The organism is Rhodococcus sp. JS3073 (assembly GCF_026810085.1).
GTDB lineage: Bacteria > Actinomycetota > Actinomycetes > Mycobacteriales > Mycobacteriaceae > Rhodococcus_F > Rhodococcus_F wratislaviensis.
In genome coordinates this window covers 1,080,628-1,105,052 of sequence record NZ_CP113951.1, presented here as the reverse complement: position 1 = coordinate 1,105,052, position 24,425 = coordinate 1,080,628, and the positions used below count along the sequence as shown (strand labels likewise).

Here is a 24,425-nt window from a genome sequence, read left to right as displayed (position 1 = left end):
ACGCATGGATCCGGTAGAAGAGGTGGTGGGTGAGGACTACGGCGACGCACGACTCCCCGCGCAGAACTGGCAGCGGCGGCACTACACGAAATGCAACTTCCGCGACGCCGACCTGAGTGAACTCCGCACCGAGTCGGTGATCTTCACCGAATGCGATTTCACGGGCGCCGACCTCGCCGAGTCGCGTCATGTGGGGACGGCGTTCCGCTCGTGCTCGTTCACCAGAACGACGCTGTGGCACAGCGAGTTCCGCAACTGCAGCTTCCTCGGTTCGGAATTCGACAACTGCAGGCTGCGCCCGATGGTCTTCGACGAATGCGATTTCACGCTCGCGTCGCTGGGCGGCGCGGACCTGCGCGGACTCGATTTCACGGACTGCCGGTTCCGGGAAGCCAACCTCGTCCGCACGGACCTCCGCCGCGCCGTACTCCGCGCGGCGGATCTGTTCGGCGCCCGCACCGGCGGCGCGAAATTCGACGGCGCGGACCTGCGCGGGGCCCACGTCGACGCGAACCTGTGGACGGCGGTGTCGCTGGACAAGGCGCAGATCGAGCTCACCCAGGCCATCGCGTACGCGACGGCCAACGGGCTCGTGGTGGAACCGACCTGACGCGCGTATGGCGAACCTGAAACAATGGGGCACGTGACTGCAACGATCCTCGATGGCAAGGCGACCCGCGACGAGATTTTCGAAGACCTGAAGGTGCGGGTGAGCGCCCTGAAGGACAAGGGCATCACGCCCGGTCTCGGCACCGTTCTGGTGGGGGATGACCCGGGGTCGGCCGCCTACGTGCGCGGGAAGCACAACGACTGCGCGAAGGTCGGGATCACCTCGATCCGCCGCGACCTGCCCGGTGACATCACGCAGGAGAAGCTCGACGCCACCATCGACGAGCTCAACGCCAACCCCGACTGCACCGGCTACATCGTGCAGTTGCCGCTGCCGAAGCAGCTCGACGAGAACGCGGCCCTCGAGCGCATCGACCCCGACAAGGACGCCGACGGCCTGCACCCGGTCAACCTGGGCCGGCTGGTGCTGGGCAAGGAGGCGCCGTTGCCGTGCACGCCGCGCGGCATCCTGCACCTGCTGCGCCGGTACGAGGTGCCGATCGAGGGGGCGCACGTCGTCGTCGTCGGTCGCGGTGTCACCGTGGGCCGCCCGATCGGTCTGCTGTTCACCCGGCGCAGCGAGAACGCCACCGTCACGCTCTGCCATACCCGCACGCGGGACCTCGCCGCGGAGGTCCGCCGCGCCGACATCGTCATCGCGGCGGCGGGTGTTCCCGGTCTGGTGACTGCCGACATGGTCAAGCCCGGCGCTGCGGTGCTCGACGTGGGTGTGAGCCGCACCGAGGACGGACTGCGCGGCGACGTGGCGGCGGACGTCGCCGAGGTCGCCGGTTTCCTGTCCCCGAACCCCGGTGGTGTCGGACCGCTCACCCGCGCCTTCCTGCTGACCAACGTCGTGGAGCGGGCCGAGCGTGTCGCAGCGTCTCTCGGCTGAGATGGCCGACTGGGGGCAATTCGCGAAGAAGAACCTGCCGATGCTCGCAGTCCTCGTCGTCATCGTCGTGGCCGTGGTGTTCGTGCTCGCGGATCGGTGGCGACGAGGGGCGTTCGTGTTCGGTGTCGCCACGCTGCTCGCGGCGGTCTTCCGGTTGATGATGCCGTCGGAGCGCGTGGGACTGCTCGCGGTGCGCAGCAAGCCCTTCGACGTGGGCGCGCTCGTCGCCGTCGGGGGCGCGATCGTGTGGCTGGCCGTGTCGATCGACCCGCTCGGAACCGACTAGCGGCCCGAGCGGGCGTCGCCCGCGCCGGTGTCAGCGCCCGGTGCGTGCCAGCTGCATCGTCTCGGAGAGCAGCTTCGCGACTGCGGCGGCCTCGGTGAGGAACCCGTCGTGGCCGTCCCGCGAGTTGAGCACCCGCAGTCCGTCGCAGGTGGGGATGTCGTTGGCCAGATCCTCCTGCAGGCGGATCGGGTAGAGGCGGTCGGAGTCGACGCCGCCCACGATGACGGGTGCGGTGATCTTCCCCAGCGCCGCGGCGATGCCACCGCGACCGCGGCCCACGTCGTGCCGATTCATGGCCTCGGACAGCAGCACGTACGTGCTCGGGTCGAATCTGCCGACCAGCTTGTCGGCCTGGTGCTGGAGGTAGCTCTCGACGGAGTACCGTCCGCCGCGCCACGGGTCCTCGCCGTCCTGCGGCGAGTTCGCGAACCGGGAGTCGAGTTCGCTCTCGCTGCGGTACGTCAGGTGCGCGATCCGGCGGGCGATGCGCAGTCCGGCCCGGGGGATACGGCCGGTGCCGTGATAGTCGCCGCCCTGCCAGTCGGGGTCGCTGGTGATGGCCGCGATCTGGGTGGTCTGCGTGCCGATCTGGTCGGCGGTCGCGCGGGCTCCGACGGCGAGAACGAGCGCTGACGCCACCTGGTCCGGGTAGGTGACGGCCCACTCGAGCGCGCGCATTCCGCCCATCGAACCACCGACGACGGACGCCAGCTTGTCGATGCCCAGCAGGTCGGTGAACTTCTTCTCGGCCGCGACCTGGTCGCGGATGGAGATCTCCGGGAAGCGGCTGCCCCACGGGCGCCCGTCCTCGGCGATCGAACCGGGACCGGTGGTGCCGCGGCAGCCACCGAGGACGTTGGTCGCGATGACGCACCACTCGTCGGTGTCGATCGGCGCACCCGGACCGACCATTCCGGTCCACCAGCCGGGGGAGGGGTGTTCGTCGGTGACGGGTCCGGTGACGTGGGAGTCGCCGGTGAGGGCGTGCTCGACGAGCACCACGTTGTCGCGGTTCGGGGACAGCTCACCCCATCGTTGCACGGCGAGGGACACCGACGGGATCACCGCTCCGCTCTCGAGCTCGAGCGATCCGATGTCGATGGTGCCGAGACGTCCGTCCGCCACGGGCAGGTTCTGTACAGCGCTCACGGTCAAGATGCCGCCGCCGTAAGTCCGGTCTCGATATCGGCGATGATGTCGTCGATCCCTTCGATGCCGACAGCCAGGCGGACCAGTCCGGGGGTGACGCCGCTGGCGGCCTGCTCCTCGGGGGTCAGCTGGGAGTGTGTGGTGGACGCGGGGTGGATCACCAGCGAGCGGACGTCGCCGATGTTCGCGACGTGGCTGTGCAGGGTGAGCGCGTTGACGAACTTCTTGCCCGCGTCGATGCCGCCTGCGAGTTCGAACGTCACGATGGCGCCCGCACCCCTCGGCGCGATCTGCTTCGCCCGGTCGTGCCAGGGTGACGACGGGAGCCCGGCGTATCCGACGGACACGACCTCCGGTCGCGCCTCCAGGTACTGAGCGACGGCGGTCGCGTTGGACACATGTCGCTCCATCCGAAGGCTCAGCGTCTCAAGGCCCTGCGCGATGAGGAACGCGTTGAACGGGGAGATCGCCGAACCGAGGTCGCGGAGCAGCTGCACGCGCGCCTTGAGGGCGAACGCGGGCGGTCCGAGTTCGGAGTAGACGACGCCGTGGTAGCTCGGGTCCGGGGTGGTGAAGTTGCCGTGGCGCCCCTGGGTCCAGTCGAACGTGCCGCCGTCGACGATGACACCGGCGATCGCGGTGCCGTGGCCGCCGAGGTACTTGGTGGCCGAGTGCACCACGATGTCCGCGCCGTGCTCGAGGGGGCGGATCAGGTAGGGGGTGGCCACCGTGTTGTCGACGATCAGCGGGAGTCCGTGCTGATGCGCGATCCCGGATATGCCGGGCAGGTCGAGGACGTCGTTGCGGGGATTGGAGATGGTCTCGCCGTAGAACGCCTTCGTGTTGTCCCGGACCGCGTCCTTCCACTGCTCGAGGTCGTCGGGGTCTTCGACGAACGAGACCTCGATGCCGAGCTTGGGCAGCGTGTAGTGGAAGAGGTTGTAGGTGCCGCCGTACAGCCGCGGGCTGGAGACGATGTGGTCGCCCGCCTCCGCGAGGTTCAGGATCGCGATCGTCTCGGCTGCCTGTCCGGAGGACAGCAACAGTGCGGCGACGCCCCCTTCGAGTGCGGCAATGCGCTGCTCGACCGCGTCCTGCGTGGGGTTCATGATGCGGGTGTAGATGTTGCCCGGCTCGGCCAGACCGAACAGCGCGGCAGCGTGATCGGTGCTGTCGAACGTGTACGAGGTGGTCTGGTAGATCGGCAGCGCCCGCGCCTTGGTGGTCGCGTCGGACGTCTGCCCGGCGTGGATCTGCTTGGTCTCGAACGACCAGTTCTCGGTCATGTGCTGTCTACTCCAGTGGTCTGACGACGCGCGGACGGAGTGCTGGGTCGTTCGCGCGCAGGGCTTGTCTGGGGTCTATCTACGACAACAACAACACATCATGAACCTCCGATGTCGGACCCGCGCTTGTCACCCGACTGTTGTATGAATCAGGGAACCAGGTCATCACCCGGGGCACCCCACCGCGGTGGAGGGTTGCCGGCCAGCTAGCCGGGGCTCGTTGCTGGCACTCATGACCTGGAGTGAATCTTAGCGGCTGAGGCGGAACGACCGGAAACGGCACCGATCAGGGCTGCTAGCAGGGAAAAGTTACCCGCGAGTAGGGGTGGGTCGTGCGCCCCACATGTTGCGAGCCGCTCGCATAGCAGTACGCTTGTCTTGTTTAGGTGCGGTCTCCCCAGGGGCCGCCTTGACCGTCTACGTTTGATAAGCGAACCGTTCGCGGACCCACTCACAAAGTGCGCCCGCAACCGTGTAACCAGGGAAACTTCCTAGGAGGACGCGAAGCACCCATGTCCAAAATCAAGGTTGAGGGCACCGTCGTCGAACTCGACGGCGATGAGATGACGCGCATTATCTGGCAGTTCATCAAAGACAAACTGATCCATCCTTACCTGGATGTGAACCTCGAGTACTACGACCTCGGCATCGAGTACCGGGACGAGACCGACGACCAGGTGACCGTCGACGCGGCCAACGCCATCAAGAAGCACGGCGTCGGCGTCAAGTGCGCGACCATCACCCCGGACGAGGCACGCGTCGAGGAATTCGGTCTCAAGAAGATGTGGCGGTCGCCCAACGGCACCATCCGCAACATCCTCGGTGGGACGATCTTCCGCGCGCCGATCATCATCTCCAACGTTCCGCGACTGGTTCCGGGCTGGACCAAGCCGATCATCATCGGCCGTCACGCCTTCGGTGACCAGTACCGCGCCACCGACTTCAAGGTCCCCGGCCCCGGCAAGGTGATGATCACCTACACGCCCGAGGACGGCAGCGAGCCGATCGAGCACGAACTGGTGAACTTCCCCGAGGGCGGCGGCGTCGTCCAGGGACAGTACAACTTCACCAAGTCCATCGAGGACTTCGCGCGCGCCTCGCTCAACTACGGCCTGCAGCAGAACTACCCGGTGTACCTATCGACCAAGAACACCATTCTCAAGGCGTACGACGGCGCGTTCAAGGACATCTTCCAGCATGTCTACGAGACCGAGTTCAAGCCGGAGTTCGACGCGGCAGGCCTCACCTACGAGCACCGCCTCATCGACGACATGGTCGCGTCGGCGCTCAAGTGGGAGGGCGGCTACGTCTGGGCCTGCAAGAACTACGACGGCGACGTCCAGTCCGACACCGTCGCGCAGGGCTTCGGATCGCTCGGCCTCATGACCTCCGTGCTGCTGACCCCGGACGGAAAGACGTGTGAGGCCGAGGCCGCACACGGCACCGTGACGCGTCACTTCCGTCAGCACCAGCAGGGCAAGCCGACGTCCACCAACCCCATCGCGTCGATCTTCGCGTGGACCCGTGGACTCGAGCACCGCGGCAAGCTGGACAACACCCCCGACGTCATCGGCTTCGCCCAGAAGCTCGAAGACGTGGTCATCAAGACCGTCGAGGGTGGCCAGATGACCAAGGACCTCGCGATGCTGGTCGGCGGCGACCAGGGCTACCTGACCACCGAGGAGTTCCTCGGTGCGCTGGACATCAACCTCCAGAAGGCCATCGCCGAGCAGTAGGCACCGAGCCACAGCGTTACGAACGGGACGTCCCTCACGGGGCGTCCCGTTCGGCGTCTCCGGGCCCCGGGTGAGTCATCTCACGGTCGCTCGATGCGCGAAAAGCGGAATCCGGGGAAGAGAATTTCGACGTGGGTCGTTGCGCAACGAGGCGCCGTGCGCCGCGTAGCCGTATCTCTGCCTAGTCGAAAGTTCTTCTGTGAGCACTTCCACCCCCGTCCGCCCCGAGCACCTCGGTGTCATCGCGCAACATCCGTCCGTCCGCAAGCTCGCCATGATTGCGCTCGCGCTCGGTGGCTTCGGGATCGGGACCACCGAGTTCGTGGCGATGGGGCTGCTGCCCGAGATGGCGTCGAGTCTCGGGATCACCGAGCCGACGGCCGGGCACGTCATCTCGGCGTATGCGCTGGGTGTGGTCGTGGGCGCGCCACTCATCGCGGCGCTCACCGCGCGGGTGCCCCGCAAGACGCTGCTGATCGCGTTGATGGCGGCGTTCACGATCGGCAACGCCGCCACCGTGTTCGCGCCGAACTACGGCGTGCTGATGGCCGCGCGGTTCGTGGCGGGCCTCCCGCACGGCGCCTACTTCGGTGTCGCGGCCCTCGTGGCGGCGCACCTCGCGGACCGCGGCCAGCGGGCCAGGGCGGTCGCTCTCGTCATGATGGGACTGTCGGTGGCCAACGTCGTCGGCGTTCCCGTCGCCTCGTGGCTGGGCCAGACGCTCGGCTGGCGCAGCGCCTTCGCGCTCGTGGCCGTGATCGGTGTGGTGACACTGGGCGCGATCTGGTCGTGGGTGCCCGCGCTCGCCGCCATGCGGATGTCGAATCCCCTCACCGAACTCGGTGCCCTGCGCCGCGCGCAGGTGTGGATGACGCTCATCATCGGCATGGTCGGGTTCGGTGGCATGTTCGCCGTGTACACGTACATCAGCACGACGCTCACCGACGTCGCCGGGCTGTCGCGGTCGCTGGTGCCGCTCGCCCTGATGATCTACGGGCTGGGCATGGTCGCGGGCAACCTGATCGGCGGCCGGCTCGCCGACCGGGCGCTGATTCCCGGTCTGTTCGTATCGATGACGGCGCTCGGGGTATTGCTCGGCATCTTCGTGATCGCCTCGCACAACCCGTACACGGCGCTGCTGCTGGTGTTCTTCGTCGGTGCGGCGGGTGCGTCGATGGTTCCCGGACTGCAGACCCGGCTGATGGACGTCGCCGCCGATGCCCAGACCCTCGCCGCCTCCCTCAACCACGCGGCCCTCAACATCGCGAACGCGTTCGGGGCGTGGATCGGTGGCGTCGTGATCGCGGCCGGCTACGGCTACACGGCGCCCGCCGCGGTCGGTGCTCTGCTCGCCGTGGCGGGACTCGTGGTCCTCACCGTGGCGGTCGCGATGGAACGCCGCAGCGGCCGTTCGTCTCGGTAGTCGCGCTGTCGTACGCGTCCGCTACGGTGCTTGCCGTGCCACACATCATCACCACCGTCAATGTCAACGGCGTCCGCGCGGCCGCCCGCAAGGGACTCACCGAGTGGATCGAGCGCACGGAGGCCGACGTCGTCTGCCTGCAGGAGACGCGGGCATCCGACGAGCAACTCGCCGAGACGCTCGCGCCCGCCCTGGAGGGCGGATGGAACCTGGTGTCGGCGGAACCGTCGTCGAAGGGGCGCAACGGCGTCGCGATCCTGTCCCGGAAACCTGCCGACGCCTTCCGTGTCGGCCACGGTGACGACGAGTTCGCGACCGCGGGCCGCTACCTCGAGGCCGACTTCGACGACCTGACCGTGGCGAGCCTGTACCTGCCCTCCGGGGAGGCCCAGACGCCCCGGCAGGAGGAGAAGGAGCGGTTCATGGACTCCTTCGCCCGGTACCTCACCGATACCGCAGCGGCCGCCGCCACGGAGGGCAGGCACGTCGTGGTCTGCGGCGACTGGAACATCGCCCACACCGAACTCGACCTGAAGAACTGGAAGACCAACAAGAAGAACTCCGGGTTCCTGCCTCACGAGCGGGAGTGGTTCGGGGCCCTGTTCGCCGAGGACGCGCACTGGACCGACGTGGTCCGGCAGCTGAATCCCGACATCGCCGGGCCGTACTCGTGGTGGTCGTATCGCGGGAAGGCGTTCGACAACGACTCCGGCTGGCGCATCGACTACCAGATCGCCACCCGGGAACTGGCGGAGCGGGCCAAGCAGGCCGTCGTCGAGCGCGCCGAAACCTACGACCAGCGGTGGTCCGATCACGCGCCGGTCACCGTCCAGTACCGCTGACGACCGGTATCTGATTCGTGTCGTCACGGCGCACGTGAAAAGATCAGTACTCATGTCGACCCCTGCAGCTCAGAAACCCACCGCGAAACCGCGGGTGCTCTCCGGCATCCAGCCCACCGCCGACTCGTTCCATCTCGGCAACTTCCTGGGTGCTCTGCAGCAGTGGGTGCCTCTGCAGGACGACTTCGACGCGTTCTATTTCATCCCCGACCTCCACGCGATCACGGTGGCGCAGGACCCGAAGGAGCTGCGCCGTCGCACGAAGATCGCGGCGGCGCAGCTGCTGGCCCTCGGAATCGACCCCGACCGCGCCACGCTGTTCGTGCAGAGCCAGGTGCCCGAGCACGCGCAGCTGGCGTGGGTCCTCAACTGCATCACCGGTTTCGGTGAAGCGAGCCGGATGACGCAGTTCAAGGACAAGTCGGCCAAGCAGGGCAGCGAGAACGCGAGCGTCGGCCTGTTCACGTATCCGGTGCTGATGGCTGCCGACATCCTGCTCTACCGTCCGCAGCGGGTCCCCGTCGGCGAGGACCAGCGTCAGCATCTCGAACTGGCCCGCGATCTCGCCCAGCGGTTCAACACACGGTTCGGGAAGGCGTTCGTGATTCCCGAGGCCCAGATCATCAAGGGCACCGCCAAGATCTACGACCTGCAGGATCCGACGTCGAAGATGAGCAAGTCCGGTCCGAGCCCCGCCGGGCTGATCAACCTCCTCGACGACCCCAAGGTGTCGGCGAAGAAGATCAAGTCCGCGGTCACCGACAACGAGCGGGAGATCCGCTACGACCCGCAGGCCAAGCCCGGTGTGAGCAACCTGCTCACCATCCAGTCCGCGCTGTCCGGCACCCCGGTCGAGACGTTGGTGTCCGGGTACGAGGGCAAGGGATACGGCGACCTGAAAACCGATACGGCCGACGTCCTCGCCGAGTTCGTGACACCGTTGAAAGCGAAGGTGGAGGCGTACCTCTCGGACGAGGCCGAACTCGATCGTGTCATCGCGGCCGGTGCCCACCGCGCCCGTGAGGTGTCGTCACAGACCCTGGCGGCCGTGTACGAGAAGGTTGGGTTTCTGACACCGAAGGGATGAGCACTGTGGCTGACGAACCGAGTTTTCTCGACAGGCAGCGGGCAGCGCGCCCCTGGTTCGACCATCTGATGCGGGCCGCACAGCGGTACCAGCAGCAGAAGGGCGACTACTACGCGGCGGGAATCACGTATTTCAGTGTGCTCGCCCTGATTCCGATCCTGATGGTCGCGTTCGCCATCGCCGGTTTCGTCCTCGCCGGTCAGCCGGAGTTGCTGCAGGAACTGCAGGACAGCATCACCGAGAACGTTCCCGGAAGTCTGGGCGAGACGCTCAACACCGTCATCGACTCGGCGATCGCCTCCCGCGCCAGCGTGGGCGTTCTCGGTCTGCTCGGTGCCGCCTACGCGGGACTCGGGTGGATGGCGAACCTGCGCGACGCGCTGACGGCGATGTGGGAGAGCCAGCGCGAGTCGAAGGGATTCGTGCGAACCAAGCTGGGCGACGCGGCCGCTCTGCTGGGGCTGGGGCTGGCGATGGTGGTCTCCCTCGGCGCCTCCGCGCTGAGCAGCGGTCCCGTGGCCCGAACGGTCGTCGAGTGGCTGAACCTCGACGACGTGCCCGGAATCGATTCCGGGTTGCGCGCACTGTCGACCGTGGTGTCGCTTCTCGCGACGTGGGCGGTGTTCACCTGGGTGATCGCGCGACTGCCGCGCGAACCCGTGACGTTCCGCAGTGCCCTCAAGGGGGCGCTGCTGGCGGCCGTGGTGTTCGAGATCTTCAAGCAGGTGGGTGCCATCTACCTCTCGGCGGTCACGGCGGGTCCCGCCGGGGTGGCGTTCGGTCCGATCATCGGTCTGCTCGTGTTCATCTACCTGACGTGCCGGATGCTGCTCTTCTCGACGGCGTGGGCCGCGACCACCCGCGCCAGCCTCGCGCTCGCCTTTGTGCCGCCGCCGGATCCGGCTGTCATCACCCCGCGGATCGAGGTGCACGAGGGCCCGGGTGTGCGTGGGGGACTCGCCCTGGTCGGTGTGGGCGCCGTCGCGGCGCTCGGGTTGTCGGGACTGTTCACCCGCAACAAGCGCTGAGCCGCGCGCCGCGGCCCGTCAGCGCCTGCGGGACAGCCGGCGCGCGCAGAGCACGAGGACGAGGACGACCGCCGCCCCGACGACCCCCACACCTGCCCGCAGGGCCAGTGTGTTGTCGGGGTGGTCGGAACCCGACGCGACGACGGAACTCGTCGCCGCGGCCGAATCCTGTTGCGGCGGTGCGGCAAGCACCGCGGCGGAGCCCTCTTCGGCCGGATACAGGTCCTCGAGTGACCCCACCTGGGCGTCGCGGTCGAGGGCGAAACCGTAGTCCAGCAGTCGTGCCGCCTGCTCCCACGGCCGGATCGGCTGGGCTTCGGCTCCCATCAACGTCACCATCAGGCGGCGACCGTCGTGATCGGCGCCGCCGACGTACGTGTGGCGGGCGTCGTCGGTGAATCCGGTCTTGCCGCCCAGCGCCCCGTCGTAGTTGTAGAGCAGCTGATTGTCGTTGGCCAGTGCGAACGGGGGCCGGTCCTGGTCGTCCGGGATCGCCGGGTCCTTCGGGAAACCCGGGAACTGCACCGTCTCGGTGGAGATGAGCTCCGCGAACGTCGGGTTCTTCATCGCGGTGTGGAAGATGAGTGCGAGGTCGAACGGTGAGCTGCTCATTCCGGGGCCGTCGAGCCCCGACGGGGTCGCGGTCCTCGTGTCGTGCGCGCCGAGGGTGTCGGCGAGGTGGTTCATCTTGTCGACCGTCGCGGCGTCGCCGCCGAGTTGCCGGGCGAGGACGTGGGCGGCGTCGTTCCCCGACGCCATCACCAGGCCCTGCATCAGCTGCCGGTTCGTGTACTGACCGTTCTTGCCGATCCCGACCGCGCTGCCCTCCATAGCGGCGTCCTCGGCGGTGGCGGTCACGGTCTTGTCGAGATCGAGTTCGCCCAGCGCCACGAGAGCCAGCAGCATCTTGATGGTGCTCGCGGGCCGGTAGCGGCCGTGCGGGTCCTTCGCCGCGAGCACGTCGCCGGTGTCGATGTCCGCGACCACCCAGCCGGACGCCGCGATGTCGGCGGGTAGCGCCGGCGCGTCGTCGGGAAGGATCACCCCGCACCCGTCCAGCTTCGGCCCGCCCACCGGCTCGTCGGGCACGGACACGGCGCTCGGTGTCGGATCACCCGGCTGGGGTACCTCGGACAGGTCGATCGCAGGCGCGGGGGCCGACCGGTTGGGGCAGTTGTCGGTGTTCGGGGTGGTGAACGGTGTGGCGGTGGGGGAGGAGGGCACCGCGGGCGGAATGGCCCCGGCAGCACTCACCGAGAGTCCGGCCAGCAGGGTTCCGGACACGATCGCGGTACACACTCGACGCCACATCATCGAAGAGGCAGCGTATGCGACGACCGGTCGACTTCCGAAAACGGACGCGTGTCGACACGCTTTCGTGACGTCCGCGCGACCGTTTCGGAAGGGGGCCGCCGGATCAGATGAAACCCATGACCCGGACGGCGTCGCGTTCGGACTCGAGTTCCGCGACCGACGCGTCGATCCGCTTCCGTGAGAAATCGTCGATCTCCAGGCCGTCCACGATCTGCCACGACCCGTCGACCGAGCGAACCGGGAACGAGCTCACCAATCCCTCCGGCACGCCGTAGGCGCCGGTGGAGGGCAGCGCCACAGAGGTCCAGTCGTCCTCGGGGGTGCCGAGCACCCAGTCGTGGACGTGGTCGATCGCGGCGTTGGCGGCGGAGGCCGCGGAGGATGCGCCGCGAGCCTCGATGATCGCGCTGCCACGGTTCGCGACCGTGGGAATGAAGTCGCCGGTGAGCCATTCGCGGTCGGCGGCGAACTCCGCACCGGACCGGTCCCCGACCCGCGCATGGAAGATGTCGGGGTACTGGGTGCTCGAGTGGTTACCCCAGATCGCGACGCGGCGGATGTCCTTCACCGCGGCGCCGGAGCGCCGTGCCAGCTGGGCGATCGCGCGATTGTGGTCGAGCCGGGTCAGCGCCGTGAATCGCTCCGCGGGGATGTCGGGGGCGTTGTTCGCGGCGACCAGCGCGTTGGTGTTGGCCGGGTTGCCCACGACCAGCACCCGGACTCCGTCCGCGGCAACCTGGTTGATCGCGCGACCCTGCACGGTGAAGATCTGCCCGTTCGCGGCCAGCAGGTCGCCACGCTCCATGCCCTTGGACCGGGGACGCGATCCGATGAGGAGCGCCACATCGGTGCCGTCGAAGCCTCGCTTCGGGTCGTCGTGGACCTCGACGTCGCGGAGCAGCGGGAAGGCGCTGTCGTCGAGTTCCATGGCGGTACCTTCGGCAGCGGACACGGCGGACGGAATCTCCAAGAGCCGCAGCCGGATCGGGGTGTCGGGTCCGAGCATCGCGCCTGCAGCGATCCGGAACAGTGCCGCGTAGCCGATGCTGCCTGCCGCTCCGGTGACCGTGACCACTGCGGGACTGGGCGACTGCGCCATGTGTGAACCTCACTGTCCGTCGGGAGCATCTGTTCTCGACACTAGCGCGGGGATTTCACCGTGGGACCGCTCGGACAGTGAGGTTGGACACGACGCAGGGCGCCCCCGACCGGATGTGGTCGGGGGCGCCCTGGAACGTGCTCGGCAGACCTGGGTCAGCGTGCGAAGAGCAGCGCGCGCTTGACTTCCTGGATCGCCTTCGTCACCTGGATGCCACGGGGGCACGCGTCGGTGCAGTTGAACGTGGTCCGGCAACGCCAGACGCCGTCCTTGTCGTTGAGGATGTCGAGACGCTCCGACGCACCCTCGTCACGGCTGTCGAAGATGAAGCGGTGCGCGTTGACGATGGCGGCGGGGCCGAAGTAGCTGCCGTCGCTCCAGTACACCGGGCACGACGTGGTGCAGCAGGCACACAGGATGCACTTGGTGGTGTCGTCGAAACGTGCCCGGTCGTGCTGCGACTGGATGCGCTCACGGGTGGGCTCGTTGCCGGTGGTGATGAGGAACGGCTTCACGGCGCGGAACGCGTCGAAGAAGGGCTCCATGTCGACGACGAGGTCCTTCTCCACCGGCAGGCCCTTGATGGGCTCGACGGTGATCGTGACCGGCTTGCCGTCCTTGGGCAGCATGTCCTTCATGAGGAGCTTGCAGGCCAGACGGTTGACGCCGTTGATCCGCATCGCGTCCGAACCACACACGCCGTGGGCGCAGCTGCGGCGGAACGTCAGGGTGCCGTCGAGGTAGCCCTTCACGTACAGGAGCAGGTTCAGCATGCGGTCCGTCGGCAGCGCCGGAACCTGGAAGCTGTCCCAGTGCTGGCCCTCGCCGGACTCCGGGTTCATCCGCGCGATCTTGAGGGTGACCATGACGGCGCCCTCGGGCACGGGAGGGAGATCCGACTTGTTCTCGCTCTTGTCGACTGCAGGTGCGCTCATCAGTACTTACGCTCCATCGGCTCGTAGCGGGTCTGGACTACCGGCTTGTAGTCGAGACGGATGTCGGAGAGCAGGCCGTCGCCCTCCTTGTATGCCATCGTGTGCTTCATGTACTCGGCGTCGTTGCGGTCCGGGTAGTCCTCGCGGGCGTGGCCGCCGCGCGATTCCTTGCGGTTCAGCGCGCCGACCACGGTGACCTCCGCCATTTCGAGGAGGAAGCCGAGCTCGACGGCCTCGAGCAGGTCGCTGTTGTAGCGCTTGCCCTTGTCCTGCACCGTGATGTGGTTGTAGCGCTCCTTGAGTGCGCGCACATCCGCGAGTGCCTGGGTGAGGCGCTCTTCGGTGCGGAACACGGAGGCGTTGTTGTCCATGGACTGCTGCAGCTCGCTGCGGATGTCCGCGACCCGCTCGTGACCGTGGTCCGACAGGATGGTGGCCATCCAGTCGTCGACCATCTTCTCGGGTGCCTCGGGCATGTCGACGAACTCGCTGTTGTTGGCGTGCTCGGCGGCGGCGATGCCGGCGCGGCGTCCGAAGACGTTGATGTCGAGCAGCGAGTTGGTGCCGAGACGGTTCGCGCCGTGGACGGAGACGCAGGCGCACTCGCCGGCGGCGTACAGGCCCTGGACGATCTCGTCGTTGTTGCGCAGGACCTCACCGTTGATCCTGGTGGGGATGCCGCCCATGACGTAGTGGCAGGTGGGGTACACCGGCACGGGTTCCTTGACCGGGTCCACACCGAGGTAGGTGCGGGAGAACTCCATGATGTCGGGGAGCTTCTCGTCGAGGACTTCCTCGGGGATGTGGGTCACGTCGATGTAGACGTAGTCCTTGTTCGGTCCCGCGCCGCGTCCCTCGAGGACTTCGAGAACCATCGACCGCGCGACGATGTCGCGGGGTGCGAGGTCCTTGATGGTGGGGGCGTAGCGCTCCATGAACCGTTCGCCGTCGGCGTTGCGGAGGATGCCGCCCTCACCGCGCACGGCCTCGGAGATGAGGATGCCGAGCCCGGCCAGGCCTGTGGGATGGAACTGGTGGAATTCCATGTCCTCCAGCGGAAGACCCTTGCGGAAGATGATGCCCATGCCGTCACCGGTGAGGGTGTGCGCGTTGGACGTCGTCTTGTACATGCGTCCCGAGCCGCCGGTGGCGAACACGATGGACTTCGCGTGGAAGACGTGGATCTCGCCGGTGGCCAGCTCGTAGGCGATGACGCCGGTGGCGACCGGGCCGTTCTCCGTCTCGGTGATCGCGATGTCGAGGGCGTAGAACTCGTTGAAGAACTCGACGTCGTGCTTGACGCAGTTCTGGTAGAGCGTCTGCAGGATCATGTGGCCGGTGCGGTCCGCGGCATAACATGCGCGGCGCACGGGGGCCTTACCGTGATCGCGGGTGTGACCACCGAAACGACGCTGGTCGATCTTGCCCTCGGGCGTGCGGTTGAACGGCAGACCCATCTTCTCGAGGTCGAGCACCGCGTCGATGGCCTCCTTGGCCATGATCTCGACGGCGTCCTGGTCGGCGAGGTAGTCGCCGCCCTTGACCGTGTCGAAGGTGTGCCACTCCCAGTTGTCTTCCTCCACGTTCGCCAGTGCGGCGCACATGCCGCCCTGGGCCGCGCCGGTGTGGCTGCGGGTGGGGTAGAGCTTGGTCAGTACCGCGGTGCGGGCGCGGGGACCAGCCTCGATCGCTGCGCGCATGCCGGCGCCGCCGGCACCGACGATGACCACGTCATAACGGTGTTCCTGCATGAAGTCTGTGCTCCCCTAGCTCGCCGAGATATTGGGGTCGAAGGTGAAGATGACGTACGTGCCGAGGCCCATGATCAGGATCATCGAGAGAACGAGGATCGTGGTCAGCCAGAAGCGCGTGGAGTCCTTGCGGGAGTAGTCCGCGATGACCGTGCGGAGTCCGTTTCCGCCGTGCAGCTGGGCAAGCCACAGCATGGTGAGGTCCCAGAACTGCCAGAACGGGCTGGACCAGCGGCCTGCGACGAACGCGAAGTTGATGCGGTGCACACCGTCGTCGAGCATCAGCATGATGAAGAGGTGGCCGAGCACGAGGAAGATCAGTGCGAGTCCGGAGAACCGCATGAACAGCCAGGCGTACAGCTCGAAGTTGTTCTTCGAGGTCCGGCGCGGAGAGCGCGGGTTGTCCAGGCTGGCGGGACGGTCGTAGGTCTTGCCGAGACTCTTGGCTTCTGTCGTCATGTCAGTGCCCCGCAAACATGTTGTAGAAGATGCGGCCGGCGCCCGGGATCATCACCAGGAACCAGATCGCGAGGATTACCCAGAGCATCAGGCGCTGGTACTGCGGTCCCTTGGACCAGAAGTCCACCAGCATCACCCGGACACCGTTCAGTGCGTGGTACAGCACCGCGGCGACGAGCGCGAGCTCCATGAGCCCGACGATCGGGTTCTTGTAGGTCTCGATGACACTGTCGTACGTGTCGGGATTGACCCGCACCAGCGCGGTATCCAGTACGTGCACGAATAGGAAGAAGAACGTCATTACGCCTGTGATCCGGTGCAAAACCCAGGACCACATTCCGGGGTCGCCCCGGTAAAGCGACCGTGTGCGCTCCTTGGCCGGAGCGGCTTCAGTCGTAGTACTCATCGAGTGCTGTGCCTCCAACGTCATTGGTGGACGTGTCGAGTCTGCGCAGCGTTGCGGACATACCACAACTGGGGACCCGACGTGATCCTGAACCGACTTCTCTGAACTCTAAACCCAACGGAAACGGGGGAACTAATTCGAGTCGGGGTTCGTACGCCCCCCGCAATTGAACTTAGGTTTGCCTCTCCAATACGAATCGGGCTGTCCCGGGCGAATCTCTGCATCCATTCAGCCCACGTGATTGGATGGGAAACTATGGTCGAGATCGATTGGAAACTGTTGCGCGCCAACGCGCATGAGGTGATGGGTCGGGCCTACGCGCCCTACTCCGGCTTCGCGGTGGGAGCAGCGGCGCTGGTGGACGATGGGCGCATCGTCGTCGGATGCAATGTGGAAAATGTCTCATACGGTTTGGGGCTCTGCGCCGAGTGCGTACTGGTCGGTAACTTATTTGCGGGCGGCGGCGGGCGATTAATCGCCTTCACCTGCTGTGACGCGAGTGGCGACATACTCATGCCGTGCGGGCGCTGCCGGCAGATTCTCTTCGAGCACGGCGGCCCCGCACTGCTCGTCGACCACCGGGTCGGCGTGCGTCCATTGGAACAGCTGCTGCCGGACGCTTTCGGTCCGGAGGAGAAGGGGAGAATCAGCCATGCATGACGCCTCGTCGATCATCGCCGCCAAGCGCGACGGCAGAGAACTGTCCGGTGCAGAGATCGACTGGGTGGTCGAGGCATTCACCCGGGGGGTCGTGGCGGACGAGCAAATGTCGGCGCTGGCCATGGCGATCTACTTCCGTGGGATGACCCGCGAGGAGGTGAGCCGCTGGACCACGGCGATGATCTCGTCCGGTCGCCGCCTCGACTTCACCCACCTCGGCCGGCCCACTGTGGACAAGCACTCGACGGGTGGTGTGGGTGACAAGATCACGCTCCCGCTCGCACCGCTGGTCGCCGCGTGCGGCGCCGCGGTGCCGCAACTGTCGGGACGCGGGCTCGGTCACACCGGCGGAACCCTCGACAAGCTCGAGTCGATCCCGGGCTGGCGCGCCGACCTCGACACCTCCGAGATGGCCGAGATCCTGTCCGATCCCGCCGTCGGAGCGGTCGTGTGCGCCGCGGGCTCGGACCTGGCACCGGCGGACCGGCGGTTGTACGCGCTCCGCGACGTCACCGGGACGGTCGAGTCGATTCCCCTGATCGCCAGCTCGATCATGAGCAAGAAGATCGCCGAGGGCACCGGTGCGCTCGTGCTCGACGTCAAGGTCGGGTCGGGCGCGTTCATGAAGAAGCTCGACGACGCGCGGGAGCTCGCCCAGACGATGGTCGACCTCGGGAGCGACGCCGGAGTGCGGACGATGGCGTTGCTCACGGCGATGGACGCGCCACTCGGCCACACGGCGGGCAATGCGCTGGAGGTGCGGGAATCGCTGGAGGTGCTGGCCGGCGGCGGCCCGTCCGACGTCGTCGAACTGACCCTCGAGCTCGCGCGAGAAATGTTGAAGGCAGCCGGAATCGACGGAGTCGACCCCGCCGACAAACTGCGTGACGGCTCCGCCATGGACCGCTGGCGGAGGATGATCGCCGCCCAGGGCGGCGACCCCGACGCGCCGCTGCCGACGGCCCGGCACACCGAGGTGCTGCTCTCCGAGTCGGACGGGGTGGTGTGCGGCCTCGACGCCATGGCGGTCGGGCTCGCCGCATGGCGGCTCGGTGCGGGTCGCGCGCGACAGGGCGAGCCGGTGCAGGCGGGGGCGGGCATCGAGTTGCACGCGAAGCCGGGGGAGACGGTGTCGGTGGGCACCCCGCTCGTCACGCTGCACACCGACACGCCCGAACGGTTCGCCGCGGCGAAAGCCGCACTTTCCGAAGCCTGGACGGTCGTGGCCGACGCGCCGTCGGTGACCACGCCGCTCGTCATCGAGCGGATAGAGGATCCCTCACGCTAACGTCGTCGCATGACCGCACTGGATCTGTCGGCCCTGCGCCGAGCGCCGAAGGTGTTGCTGCACGACCATCTCGACGGAGGTCTCCGGCCCGAGACGGTTCTCGAACTCGCCCGCGACTGCGGCTACGACGCGCTGCCCGCCGACACCGCGCCTGCGCTCGCCACGTGGTTCCGGGAGGCCGCCGACAGCGGCTCGCTCGAGAGATACCTCGAGACGTTCGCTCATACGGTCGCGGTCATGCAGACACCCGTCGGGCTCGAACGCGTCGCCCGTGAATGCGCCGAGGACCTCGCGGACGACGGCGTGGTCTACGCCGAGGTCCGGTTCGCCCCGGAGCAGCACCTCGAAGAGGGGCTCACCCTGGACGAGGTGGTGGAACAGGTCCTGCTGGGGTTCGAGGCCGGGGAGTCGGCGGCGGAGGTGCGCGGCCAGAACATCCGGATCGGCGTTCTGCTCACTGCGATGCGGCACGCGGCGCGGTCCCGGGAGATCGCGGAACTGGCGATCCGGTTCCGGGACCGCGGCGTCGTCGGTTTCGACATCGCCGGCGCCGAGGCCGGCAATCCGCCCAGCCGCCACCTCGATGCCTTCGAGTACATGCGGGGCAGCAATGCACACTTCACGATTCATGCGGGCGAGGCGTTCGGTCTGCCGTCGATCCACGAGGCCATCGCGTTCTGCGGGACCGACCGGCTCGGGCACGGGGTCCGGATCACGGACGACATCACGATCGGCGACGACGGCGTCCCGGTGCTGGGCACGCTCGCGAACTATGTGCGGGACAAGAGGATCCCCCTGGAACTGTGTCCCAGTTCCAACGTCCAGACCGGGGCCGTGGACGCCCTCGAGAACCATCCGTTCGACCTGCTCGCCCGGCTGCGGTTCCGGGTGACCGTCAACACCGACAACCGGCTGATGAGCGACACCAGCATGAGTCAGGAGATGCTCCGCCTCGTCGAGACGTTCGGATACGGCTGGACGGATCTCGAGCGCTACACCATCAACGCCATGAAATCGGCATTCATCCCGTTCGATCAGCGGCTGCAGCTGATCGACGAGGTGATCAAGCCGGGATTCGCCGTGCTGGTGGGCTGAGCGCCCCAGAGGGCGGGCGCTCACACCGTCCGCAGGCGGGCCTCGAACTCCCGCTCGAGCGTCCGCCACGCCTCGGCCTCGGCGTCGAACGGTGCGCTGGGCGCCATCCGGGTCGGATCCGGGTTGAGGACGAACGAGACGTACCACCCCAGCGGCTCGGACGTCGCGAGTGCGGTTTCCACCGAATCGTCGTCGGCGAAATCGGCTGCATCGGTGAACAATTCGACTGCGAGGTCGAGCTGGTCCGCGTCCACGGACTCCGGGCCGGCGGCCAGGTCGTCGGCGAGACCGGGCAGGACGTACACGTTCTCGTCGGTGACCTCGACCTCGAGCGATCCGTCGACGGCCGCCACCTGGATCTCCTCGTACGTGCTGACCTGCGCGAGGGCGTGCTCGTGGTTGTCGGCGAGGTAGCGGGCCAGCGCGCGTTCGGACGTGAAGACGAAGATCGCGCCGTCACGCCCGAGAAAAAGCGCGTCGTCGTCGAGGTAGCAGCGGAGAGTGAAGTAGGTCTCCCCGGACGTGATGATCTTGACGGGGTCGACACCCACCGCACCCCAGAACGAGTCGTCCTCCTCCTCGTCCTCGGTATCGAGGTCGAGTGCCACGAACTCCTCGTCTTCCTCGGCCTCGTCGGCCACGTCGTCCACGTCGACGGTGTTCTCGTCGGCGGCCACCAGTTCGGCCTCGGCGACGGCTACGGCCTCGGCGTCCACCTCGGGGGTGGCGACGATGTTGTCGACGGCGTCGAGGACGTCATCCCAGCCCTTCGCGATGGCGGTGCCGATCTGGGCCCACAGCTCCTCGCCCTCGCGGCCCTCGAATGCGCTGGCACCTGCGGGGAGCGCGCCGAGAATGGGGTTCGCGTTGAAGAACTTGGTGACCGCGTCCAGTTCGCAGACCTCACCGATGTTGCGCACCATGTTGAGCGTGTCTTCGAGTTCGCTCACGACGAGGGCCTCGGGGTCGCTCGCCGCCAGTTCCGGCACACCGATCAGATCGAAGCAGAAGTTCTCGTCGGGCTCGAGTTCGGCGGCGGACAGTCCGGACACCACGCTCCAGGCAGGGTGCTCGACGAGATCGTTGTCCGTGTTCGTGCGGATGAAGGCAGCGAGTTCTGCCACTGATTCGAACCCGTAGAGGTCTTCCTCGTGACCAAGGAATGCTTCCCACTCGTCGTCGCCCTCACGCCACCGTGGTGCCCACAGTGTCACGAGGTCGCCGTCGGTGAGACCGAGTTCGATCGGGACGATGTCTCCAGCCATGGCGCGAAGCCTATCGACCCCGCGGCCAAAGTTATACCCGGGCTGTGTGCGGACCGTTTCCGGCGCCCGTCGCCGCCGTGTCGCAGCAGCCGCGACCTGGTCGGTCAAACGGCGCGAACGGCGCGTATCGGAGCCCCACCATGACGTTCACTGTGCGTCGGTTCGTTCGAGGAGGGTGCATGTTCCGGATCGGTGAGGTAACTCGAAGACCCCGACGGCGGCGGTCGTGCGTCTCCTCGATCGCAGTGCTGGGGATGTGCGCGGCGCGTGCGGCTCGTCGGGCGCCTCCGGGTCGGATTCGCCGGAGTGGGGGACCGAATGGTCCAGCGCCGAACGGCTGTCGTCGGCCGCTCAGCTCGACGGTCCCTCACCGGTCGCGCTGTCCATCCGTTCGCCCCGTCCCCCGTCACCGCGATTGACGGTCTGAACCATCTGACGTTCGAGGTCCACGTGACGAACACCGCGGCCGTTCCACTGGTCGTGCAGCGCGTGCAGATCGGCTCGGCCGACGGAGCGGACAGCCACCTCGCGAACTGCGAGGGCGGGGGTCGGTCGCGGCGAACATGAACCTGGTGGGTGACAACGCGACCCCGACCGATCGCCTGCAACCGGCCCAGCTCGGTGTCTTCTTCGTCGACGCCGCCATGGACGAGGCGACCCCGGTGCCGGCAGGGGTGAAGGCGACGGTTTCGGTCCGTGCGCTGGAGACGCCGCCGGATCAGCCGATTCCCGGCCTCGCGGGCATGGTCGACGAATCCGGCGGTCCCGTGCCTGCCACCCTCGACACTTCGGTGACCGTCCCGGTCTTCGACGGGACGGTCCCGGTGATCGGCCCGCCGCTCCGCGGGGACGGGTGGGCGGCGATGGAAGGCTGCTGCGCCGACAACACCCATCCTCGCCGCGGCGTCTGGTCGGTCGACGGACGGCTGCTGAAATTCGAGCGGTACGCGATCGACTTCCTGGGGGTGGACCGCGAGGGCTTCGCGTACCGGGGCGACAACACCAAGGAGAAGGACGTCGGGTACCGGGCCGACGTGATCGCGATGGCCGACGCGGAGGTTGTATCGGTTCTCGACGGCCAGGAGGAGAACGTGATCGGGGAACCGCAGCCCGAGCGCAACCTCATCGAGGCGACCGGCAACCACATAGTCCTGGACCTCGGGAACGGCGTGTACGCGTTCTACGGCCACCTCGTGCCGGGCAGTATCTCGGTGAAGGAGGGCGATCACGTCGAGAAAGGCGCGGTGGTGGGTCGACTCGGCAACAACGGACAGTCGACGGCGCTGCACCTGCACTTCCATCTGATGGACAACACGAATCCGGCGTTGGCCGAGAGCGTGCCGTTCGAGTTCGACGCGTTCGACCTGGCAGGGCACGCGACGCTCGAGGACGTCACGTATCCGCCCACTCCCGAACCCCGTACCGACGAAATGCCGCTCAGCCAGACGGTCGTCCACTTCGCCGGGGAGTGACCGTCACACCTTCCCGAACCCGTCCTGCAGCGTCGTCATGACCCGGTTGCGCTGTCCGGTGGCGAGCCGGGCGGCCTCCTGGGTGGTGCTCGTGATCATCGTCGCGAGTGTGCGGGCGTTGAGCGTCGAGATGGAGTCGTCCATCCAGAGATCGGTCAGCGTGCCTTTCCCGTCTACTGCGGCTGCGACCGGATCGGACTCGCTCGACTCGGCGATACTCGCGGTAGCCCCCTCAAGTCGTTCATCGTCATCCCCCAGTCGGATTTGATCCGTGAATCTTTCGGGGCAAACCAGGTCCTTCAGGTTCGGAATAGCCGATCCCCTGCTTCTGGAATTTTAGGATGTTAGTCTCTCAGACATGGCGGGGAGGGTGGTGAAGCGGGCGTTCAAGTACCGCTTCTATCCGACCGCGGTGCAGGCGGAACAGCTTGCTCGGACGTTCGGATGCACCCGGTACGTCTACAACCGGGCGTTAGCGGAGCGCTCGCGTGCCTGGTCGCAGGAGCAGCGGCGGGTCACCTACGCGGACACCTCGAAGATGCTCACCGGATGGAAGCGGGACACTGAGACGGAGTGGTTGTCGGAGCCGTCGAAGGGGCCGCTGCAGGAGTCGCTGCGACAGTTGCAGGGCGCGTTCGACAGGTTCTGGCGCAAACAGACCCGCCACCCGCGATTCAAGAAGAAGGGCCACTCGAAGGATTCGGCGACCTACTACTCGAACTGCTTCACCTACCGCGGCGGGCAGATCCGGTTGGCCAAGCAGTCCGAACCCCTGGACATCCGGTGGTCGAGGCCGCTACCGGAGGGGGCCACGCCGTCACAGGTGACGGTGTCGCGCAATGCCCGCGGTCAATACCACGTCTCGATCCTCGTCGAGGACACGATCACCGAGCCCCCGTCGACCGGTCGTGGGGTCGGGCTCGACGCCGGGATCACCAGCCTCTACACGCTCTCGACGGGGGAGAAGGTCACCAACCCGCGTCATGAGCGCACGGACCGTGAGCGGCTGGCGAAGGCGCAGCGGGTGCTGGCCAAGAAGCAGAAGGGATCCCGTAACCGGGCCAAGGCCCGACTGAAAGTCGCGAAGATCCATGGCCGGATCGCCGATCGGCGTCGCGATCATCTGCACAAACTCTCCACTCGACTGGTGCGCGAAAACCAAGTGATCGCCATCGAGGATCTGAGTGTGCGGAACATGGTCAAGAATCGGTCGTTGTCTCGGGCGATCTCCGATGCGAGTTGGTCCGAGTTCCGGTCCATGCTCGAATACAAGGCCGACTGGTACGGGCGGCGGGTGGTGGCGATCGACCGGTTCTATCCCTCGTCGAAGACCTGCTCGGCGTGCGGGGCAATCGCCTCGACGATGCCGCTGACCGTGCGGGAGTGGACGTGCCGATGTGGCGTCGTCCACGACCGGGATGTGAACGCGGCGAGGAACATTTTGGCCGTCGGACTGACGGTGGCAGCCTGCGGAGATGGTGTGAGACCGCCCCGCACGTAAGTGCGGGAAGGCAACTATCGGTGAAACAGGAACCTCGAGACGCGAGTCCCGAGGGGAATCTCGGTCGTTCACGGCCGAGAGGACGTCAAACCGGTCACCATATTGGACGCGCGCCCGACGCCGGTGAGACTGATTCGGTTCCGCCCCCGATTCGCCGAGAATTGCTCTCCTGCGAAATCTCGCCCCGCGCCCCCTTATTCTTCGAGAATGAACACGCACGTCGTCGACCACCCGCTCGCAGCGGTCCTCCTGACAACGATGCGCGATGCGCGCAGCGACAATGCCACATTTCGCGCCGCCTTGCGAAGGCTGACACACATGTTGGTCTATGAGGCGATGCGCGAGGCTCCGGTCGAGACGTTCGACGTGGTCACGCCCATCGCCACGACCGACGGGGTGCGACTCACCCATCCGCCGTTACTCGTTCCCGTCCTGCGCGCCGGACTGGGCATGGTCGAGCAGGCCAGCAGCCTGATCCCGCAGGCGCGAGTCGGTTTCGTCGGCATGGCCCGGGACGAGGAGACGCATCTGCCGGTGCCGTACCTCGAGTCGCTCCCCGCGGACCTGTCCGGCATCCCGGTGTACGTCCTCGACCCGATGCTCGCGACCGGCGGTTCGATGGTGTACACGATCGAGTTGCTCGTCGCCCGCGGCGCCACGGACGTCACCGCAGTGTGCGTCGTGGCGGCGCCCGAAGGTGTTGCCGCCCTCTCGGCGTCGGGTCATCCCGTGAGACTCGTCACCGCTGCGGTCGACGAGGGGCTCAACGAGGACGCGTTCATCGTGCCCGGCCTCGGCGATGCCGGGGACCGTCAGTTCGGGCCGCGCTGACTCCTCGG

The 24,425-nt window shown here is 67.1% G+C and carries 25 protein-coding genes and 1 riboswitch; of the genes, 14 read left to right on the top strand and 11 right to left on the bottom strand.

The window, feature by feature from the left end; translation table 11 throughout:
* The first annotated feature begins 4 nt into the window (after positions 1-4).
* The 3 genes from OYT95_RS05350 to OYT95_RS05340 are packed head-to-tail and all read left to right on the top strand — an operon-like array spanning position 5 to position 1,790.
* Complete coding sequence (locus OYT95_RS05350) at positions 5-610, top strand: pentapeptide repeat-containing protein (protein ID WP_037244878.1); 606 nt, start codon at positions 5-7, stop codon at positions 608-610.
* A 33-nt stretch (positions 611-643) separates the two neighbouring features.
* Positions 644-1,504 carry a bifunctional methylenetetrahydrofolate dehydrogenase/methenyltetrahydrofolate cyclohydrolase gene (locus tag OYT95_RS05345; RefSeq protein WP_174233840.1) on the top strand — a complete coding sequence of 287 codons (861 nt, stop codon included), beginning with the start codon at positions 644-646 and terminating at the stop codon, positions 1,502-1,504.
* Between the two features lies 1 nt (position 1,505).
* The gene (locus OYT95_RS05340; RefSeq protein WP_005239865.1) at positions 1,506-1,790 is read left to right on the top strand and encodes a DUF3017 domain-containing protein; all 285 of its coding nucleotides are present in this window, start codon (positions 1,506-1,508) and stop codon (positions 1,788-1,790) included.
* Between the two features lie 30 nt (positions 1,791-1,820).
* Here OYT95_RS05340 and metX read toward each other — a convergent pair whose 3' ends face one another.
* On the bottom strand, positions 1,821-2,945 hold the full coding sequence (gene metX, locus OYT95_RS05335; protein WP_268790921.1) for a homoserine O-acetyltransferase MetX: 1,125 nt from the start codon (positions 2,943-2,945) through the stop codon (positions 1,821-1,823).
* On the bottom strand, positions 2,942-4,225 hold the full coding sequence (locus OYT95_RS05330; protein WP_005257028.1) for a bifunctional o-acetylhomoserine/o-acetylserine sulfhydrylase: 1,284 nt from the start codon (positions 4,223-4,225) through the stop codon (positions 2,942-2,944). The genes metX and OYT95_RS05330 overlap by 4 nt, the downstream gene beginning before the upstream one ends.
* 117 nt (positions 4,226-4,342) lie before the next feature.
* A riboswitch (SAM riboswitch) is annotated at positions 4,343-4,463 on the bottom strand.
* A 274-nt stretch (positions 4,464-4,737) separates the two neighbouring features.
* Here OYT95_RS05330 and OYT95_RS05325 point away from each other — a divergent pair.
* The 5 genes from OYT95_RS05325 (at position 4,738) to yhjD (ending at position 10,341) form a co-directional block, all read left to right on the top strand.
* Positions 4,738-5,961, top strand: a complete 1,224-nt coding sequence (locus OYT95_RS05325) for an NADP-dependent isocitrate dehydrogenase (RefSeq protein ID WP_005560536.1) — start codon at positions 4,738-4,740, stop codon at positions 5,959-5,961.
* Between the two features lie 199 nt (positions 5,962-6,160).
* Positions 6,161-7,384 carry an MFS transporter gene (locus OYT95_RS05320; RefSeq protein WP_174484747.1) on the top strand — a complete coding sequence of 408 codons (1,224 nt, stop codon included), beginning with the start codon at positions 6,161-6,163 and terminating at the stop codon, positions 7,382-7,384.
* 35 nt (positions 7,385-7,419) lie between these two features.
* The gene (locus OYT95_RS05315; RefSeq protein ID WP_037244887.1) at positions 7,420-8,226 is read left to right on the top strand and encodes an exodeoxyribonuclease III; all 807 of its coding nucleotides are present in this window, start codon (positions 7,420-7,422) and stop codon (positions 8,224-8,226) included.
* Positions 8,227-8,278: 52 nt separating this feature from the next.
* Positions 8,279-9,313, top strand: coding sequence for a tryptophan--tRNA ligase (trpS, locus tag OYT95_RS05310; RefSeq protein WP_037244889.1), 1,035 nt, complete (start codon positions 8,279-8,281; stop codon positions 9,311-9,313).
* Positions 9,310-10,341 (top strand): inner membrane protein YhjD, encoded by a 1,032-nt coding sequence (gene yhjD / locus OYT95_RS05305; RefSeq protein ID WP_268790920.1) that lies wholly within the window; start codon positions 9,310-9,312, stop codon positions 10,339-10,341. The genes trpS and yhjD overlap by 4 nt, the downstream gene beginning before the upstream one ends.
* 18 nt (positions 10,342-10,359) lie before the next feature.
* On the opposite strand, the gene OYT95_RS05300 is transcribed toward yhjD, so the two are convergent.
* The 6 genes from OYT95_RS05300 to sdhC form a co-directional block, all read right to left on the bottom strand.
* Positions 10,360-11,640: a D-alanyl-D-alanine carboxypeptidase family protein gene (locus tag OYT95_RS05300; RefSeq protein WP_037244892.1), complete on the bottom strand. Its 1,281-nt coding sequence runs from the start codon at positions 11,638-11,640 to the stop codon at positions 10,360-10,362.
* 118 nt (positions 11,641-11,758) lie between these two features.
* Positions 11,759-12,754, bottom strand: a complete 996-nt coding sequence (locus OYT95_RS05295; RefSeq protein WP_112300854.1) for a malate dehydrogenase — start codon at positions 12,752-12,754, stop codon at positions 11,759-11,761.
* A gap of 155 nt (positions 12,755-12,909) precedes the next feature.
* Complete coding sequence (locus OYT95_RS05290; RefSeq protein WP_005256985.1) at positions 12,910-13,689, bottom strand: succinate dehydrogenase iron-sulfur subunit; 780 nt, start codon at positions 13,687-13,689, stop codon at positions 12,910-12,912.
* The gene (gene sdhA / locus OYT95_RS05285) at positions 13,689-15,440 is read right to left on the bottom strand and encodes a succinate dehydrogenase flavoprotein subunit (protein ID WP_037244896.1); all 1,752 of its coding nucleotides are present in this window, start codon (positions 15,438-15,440) and stop codon (positions 13,689-13,691) included. The genes OYT95_RS05290 and sdhA overlap by 1 nt, the downstream gene beginning before the upstream one ends.
* Before the next feature lie 15 nt (positions 15,441-15,455).
* On the bottom strand, positions 15,456-15,899 hold the full coding sequence (locus tag OYT95_RS05280) for a succinate dehydrogenase hydrophobic membrane anchor subunit (RefSeq protein ID WP_005239887.1): 444 nt from the start codon (positions 15,897-15,899) through the stop codon (positions 15,456-15,458).
* A gap of 1 nt (position 15,900) precedes the next feature.
* On the bottom strand, positions 15,901-16,236 hold the full coding sequence (gene sdhC / locus OYT95_RS05275) for a succinate dehydrogenase, cytochrome b556 subunit (RefSeq protein WP_025432265.1): 336 nt from the start codon (positions 16,234-16,236) through the stop codon (positions 15,901-15,903).
* 324 nt (positions 16,237-16,560) lie between these two features.
* On the opposite strand from sdhC, the gene OYT95_RS05270 reads away from it, so the two are divergent.
* From OYT95_RS05270 to OYT95_RS05260, 3 genes are read left to right on the top strand one after another with little or no spacing between them, the layout of a single operon-like run.
* A complete protein-coding gene (locus OYT95_RS05270) occupies positions 16,561-16,965 on the top strand; it encodes a cytidine deaminase (protein ID WP_037244899.1) in 405 nt (134 codons plus the stop codon).
* Positions 16,958-18,253 (top strand): thymidine phosphorylase, encoded by a 1,296-nt coding sequence (locus tag OYT95_RS05265; RefSeq protein ID WP_037244901.1) that lies wholly within the window; start codon positions 16,958-16,960, stop codon positions 18,251-18,253. The genes OYT95_RS05270 and OYT95_RS05265 overlap by 8 nt, the downstream gene beginning before the upstream one ends.
* A 9-nt stretch (positions 18,254-18,262) precedes the next feature.
* A complete protein-coding gene (locus tag OYT95_RS05260) occupies positions 18,263-19,348 on the top strand; it encodes an adenosine deaminase (protein ID WP_037244904.1) in 1,086 nt (361 codons plus the stop codon).
* A gap of 20 nt (positions 19,349-19,368) precedes the next feature.
* Here OYT95_RS05260 and OYT95_RS05255 read toward each other — a convergent pair whose 3' ends face one another.
* Positions 19,369-20,613 carry a primosomal protein gene (locus OYT95_RS05255; protein ID WP_128639063.1) on the bottom strand — a complete coding sequence of 415 codons (1,245 nt, stop codon included), beginning with the start codon at positions 20,611-20,613 and terminating at the stop codon, positions 19,369-19,371.
* 351 nt (positions 20,614-20,964) lie between these two features.
* Entirely contained in the window at positions 20,965-21,138 is a 174-nt protein-coding gene (locus OYT95_RS05250) for a hypothetical protein (protein ID WP_268790919.1), read from the bottom strand.
* A 47-nt stretch (positions 21,139-21,185) separates the two neighbouring features.
* Here OYT95_RS05250 and OYT95_RS05245 point away from each other — a divergent pair, with 47 nt between their 5' ends.
* Positions 21,186-22,085, top strand: a complete 900-nt coding sequence (locus OYT95_RS05245; RefSeq protein WP_268790918.1) for a M23 family metallopeptidase — start codon at positions 21,186-21,188, stop codon at positions 22,083-22,085.
* A 3-nt stretch (positions 22,086-22,088) separates the two neighbouring features.
* Here the strand turns inward: OYT95_RS05245 and OYT95_RS05240 are convergent, their stop codons facing one another.
* On the bottom strand, positions 22,089-22,301 hold the full coding sequence (locus tag OYT95_RS05240) for a YbaB/EbfC family nucleoid-associated protein (protein ID WP_268792201.1): 213 nt from the start codon (positions 22,299-22,301) through the stop codon (positions 22,089-22,091).
* 142 nt (positions 22,302-22,443) lie between these two features.
* On the opposite strand from OYT95_RS05240, the gene OYT95_RS05235 reads away from it, so the two are divergent.
* A complete protein-coding gene (locus tag OYT95_RS05235; RefSeq protein WP_268790917.1) occupies positions 22,444-23,586 on the top strand; it encodes an RNA-guided endonuclease TnpB family protein in 1,143 nt (380 codons plus the stop codon).
* Between the two features lie 207 nt (positions 23,587-23,793).
* On the top strand, positions 23,794-24,417 hold the full coding sequence (upp, locus tag OYT95_RS05230; RefSeq protein WP_005256973.1) for a uracil phosphoribosyltransferase: 624 nt from the start codon (positions 23,794-23,796) through the stop codon (positions 24,415-24,417).
* Positions 24,418-24,425: the final 8 nt, after the last annotated feature.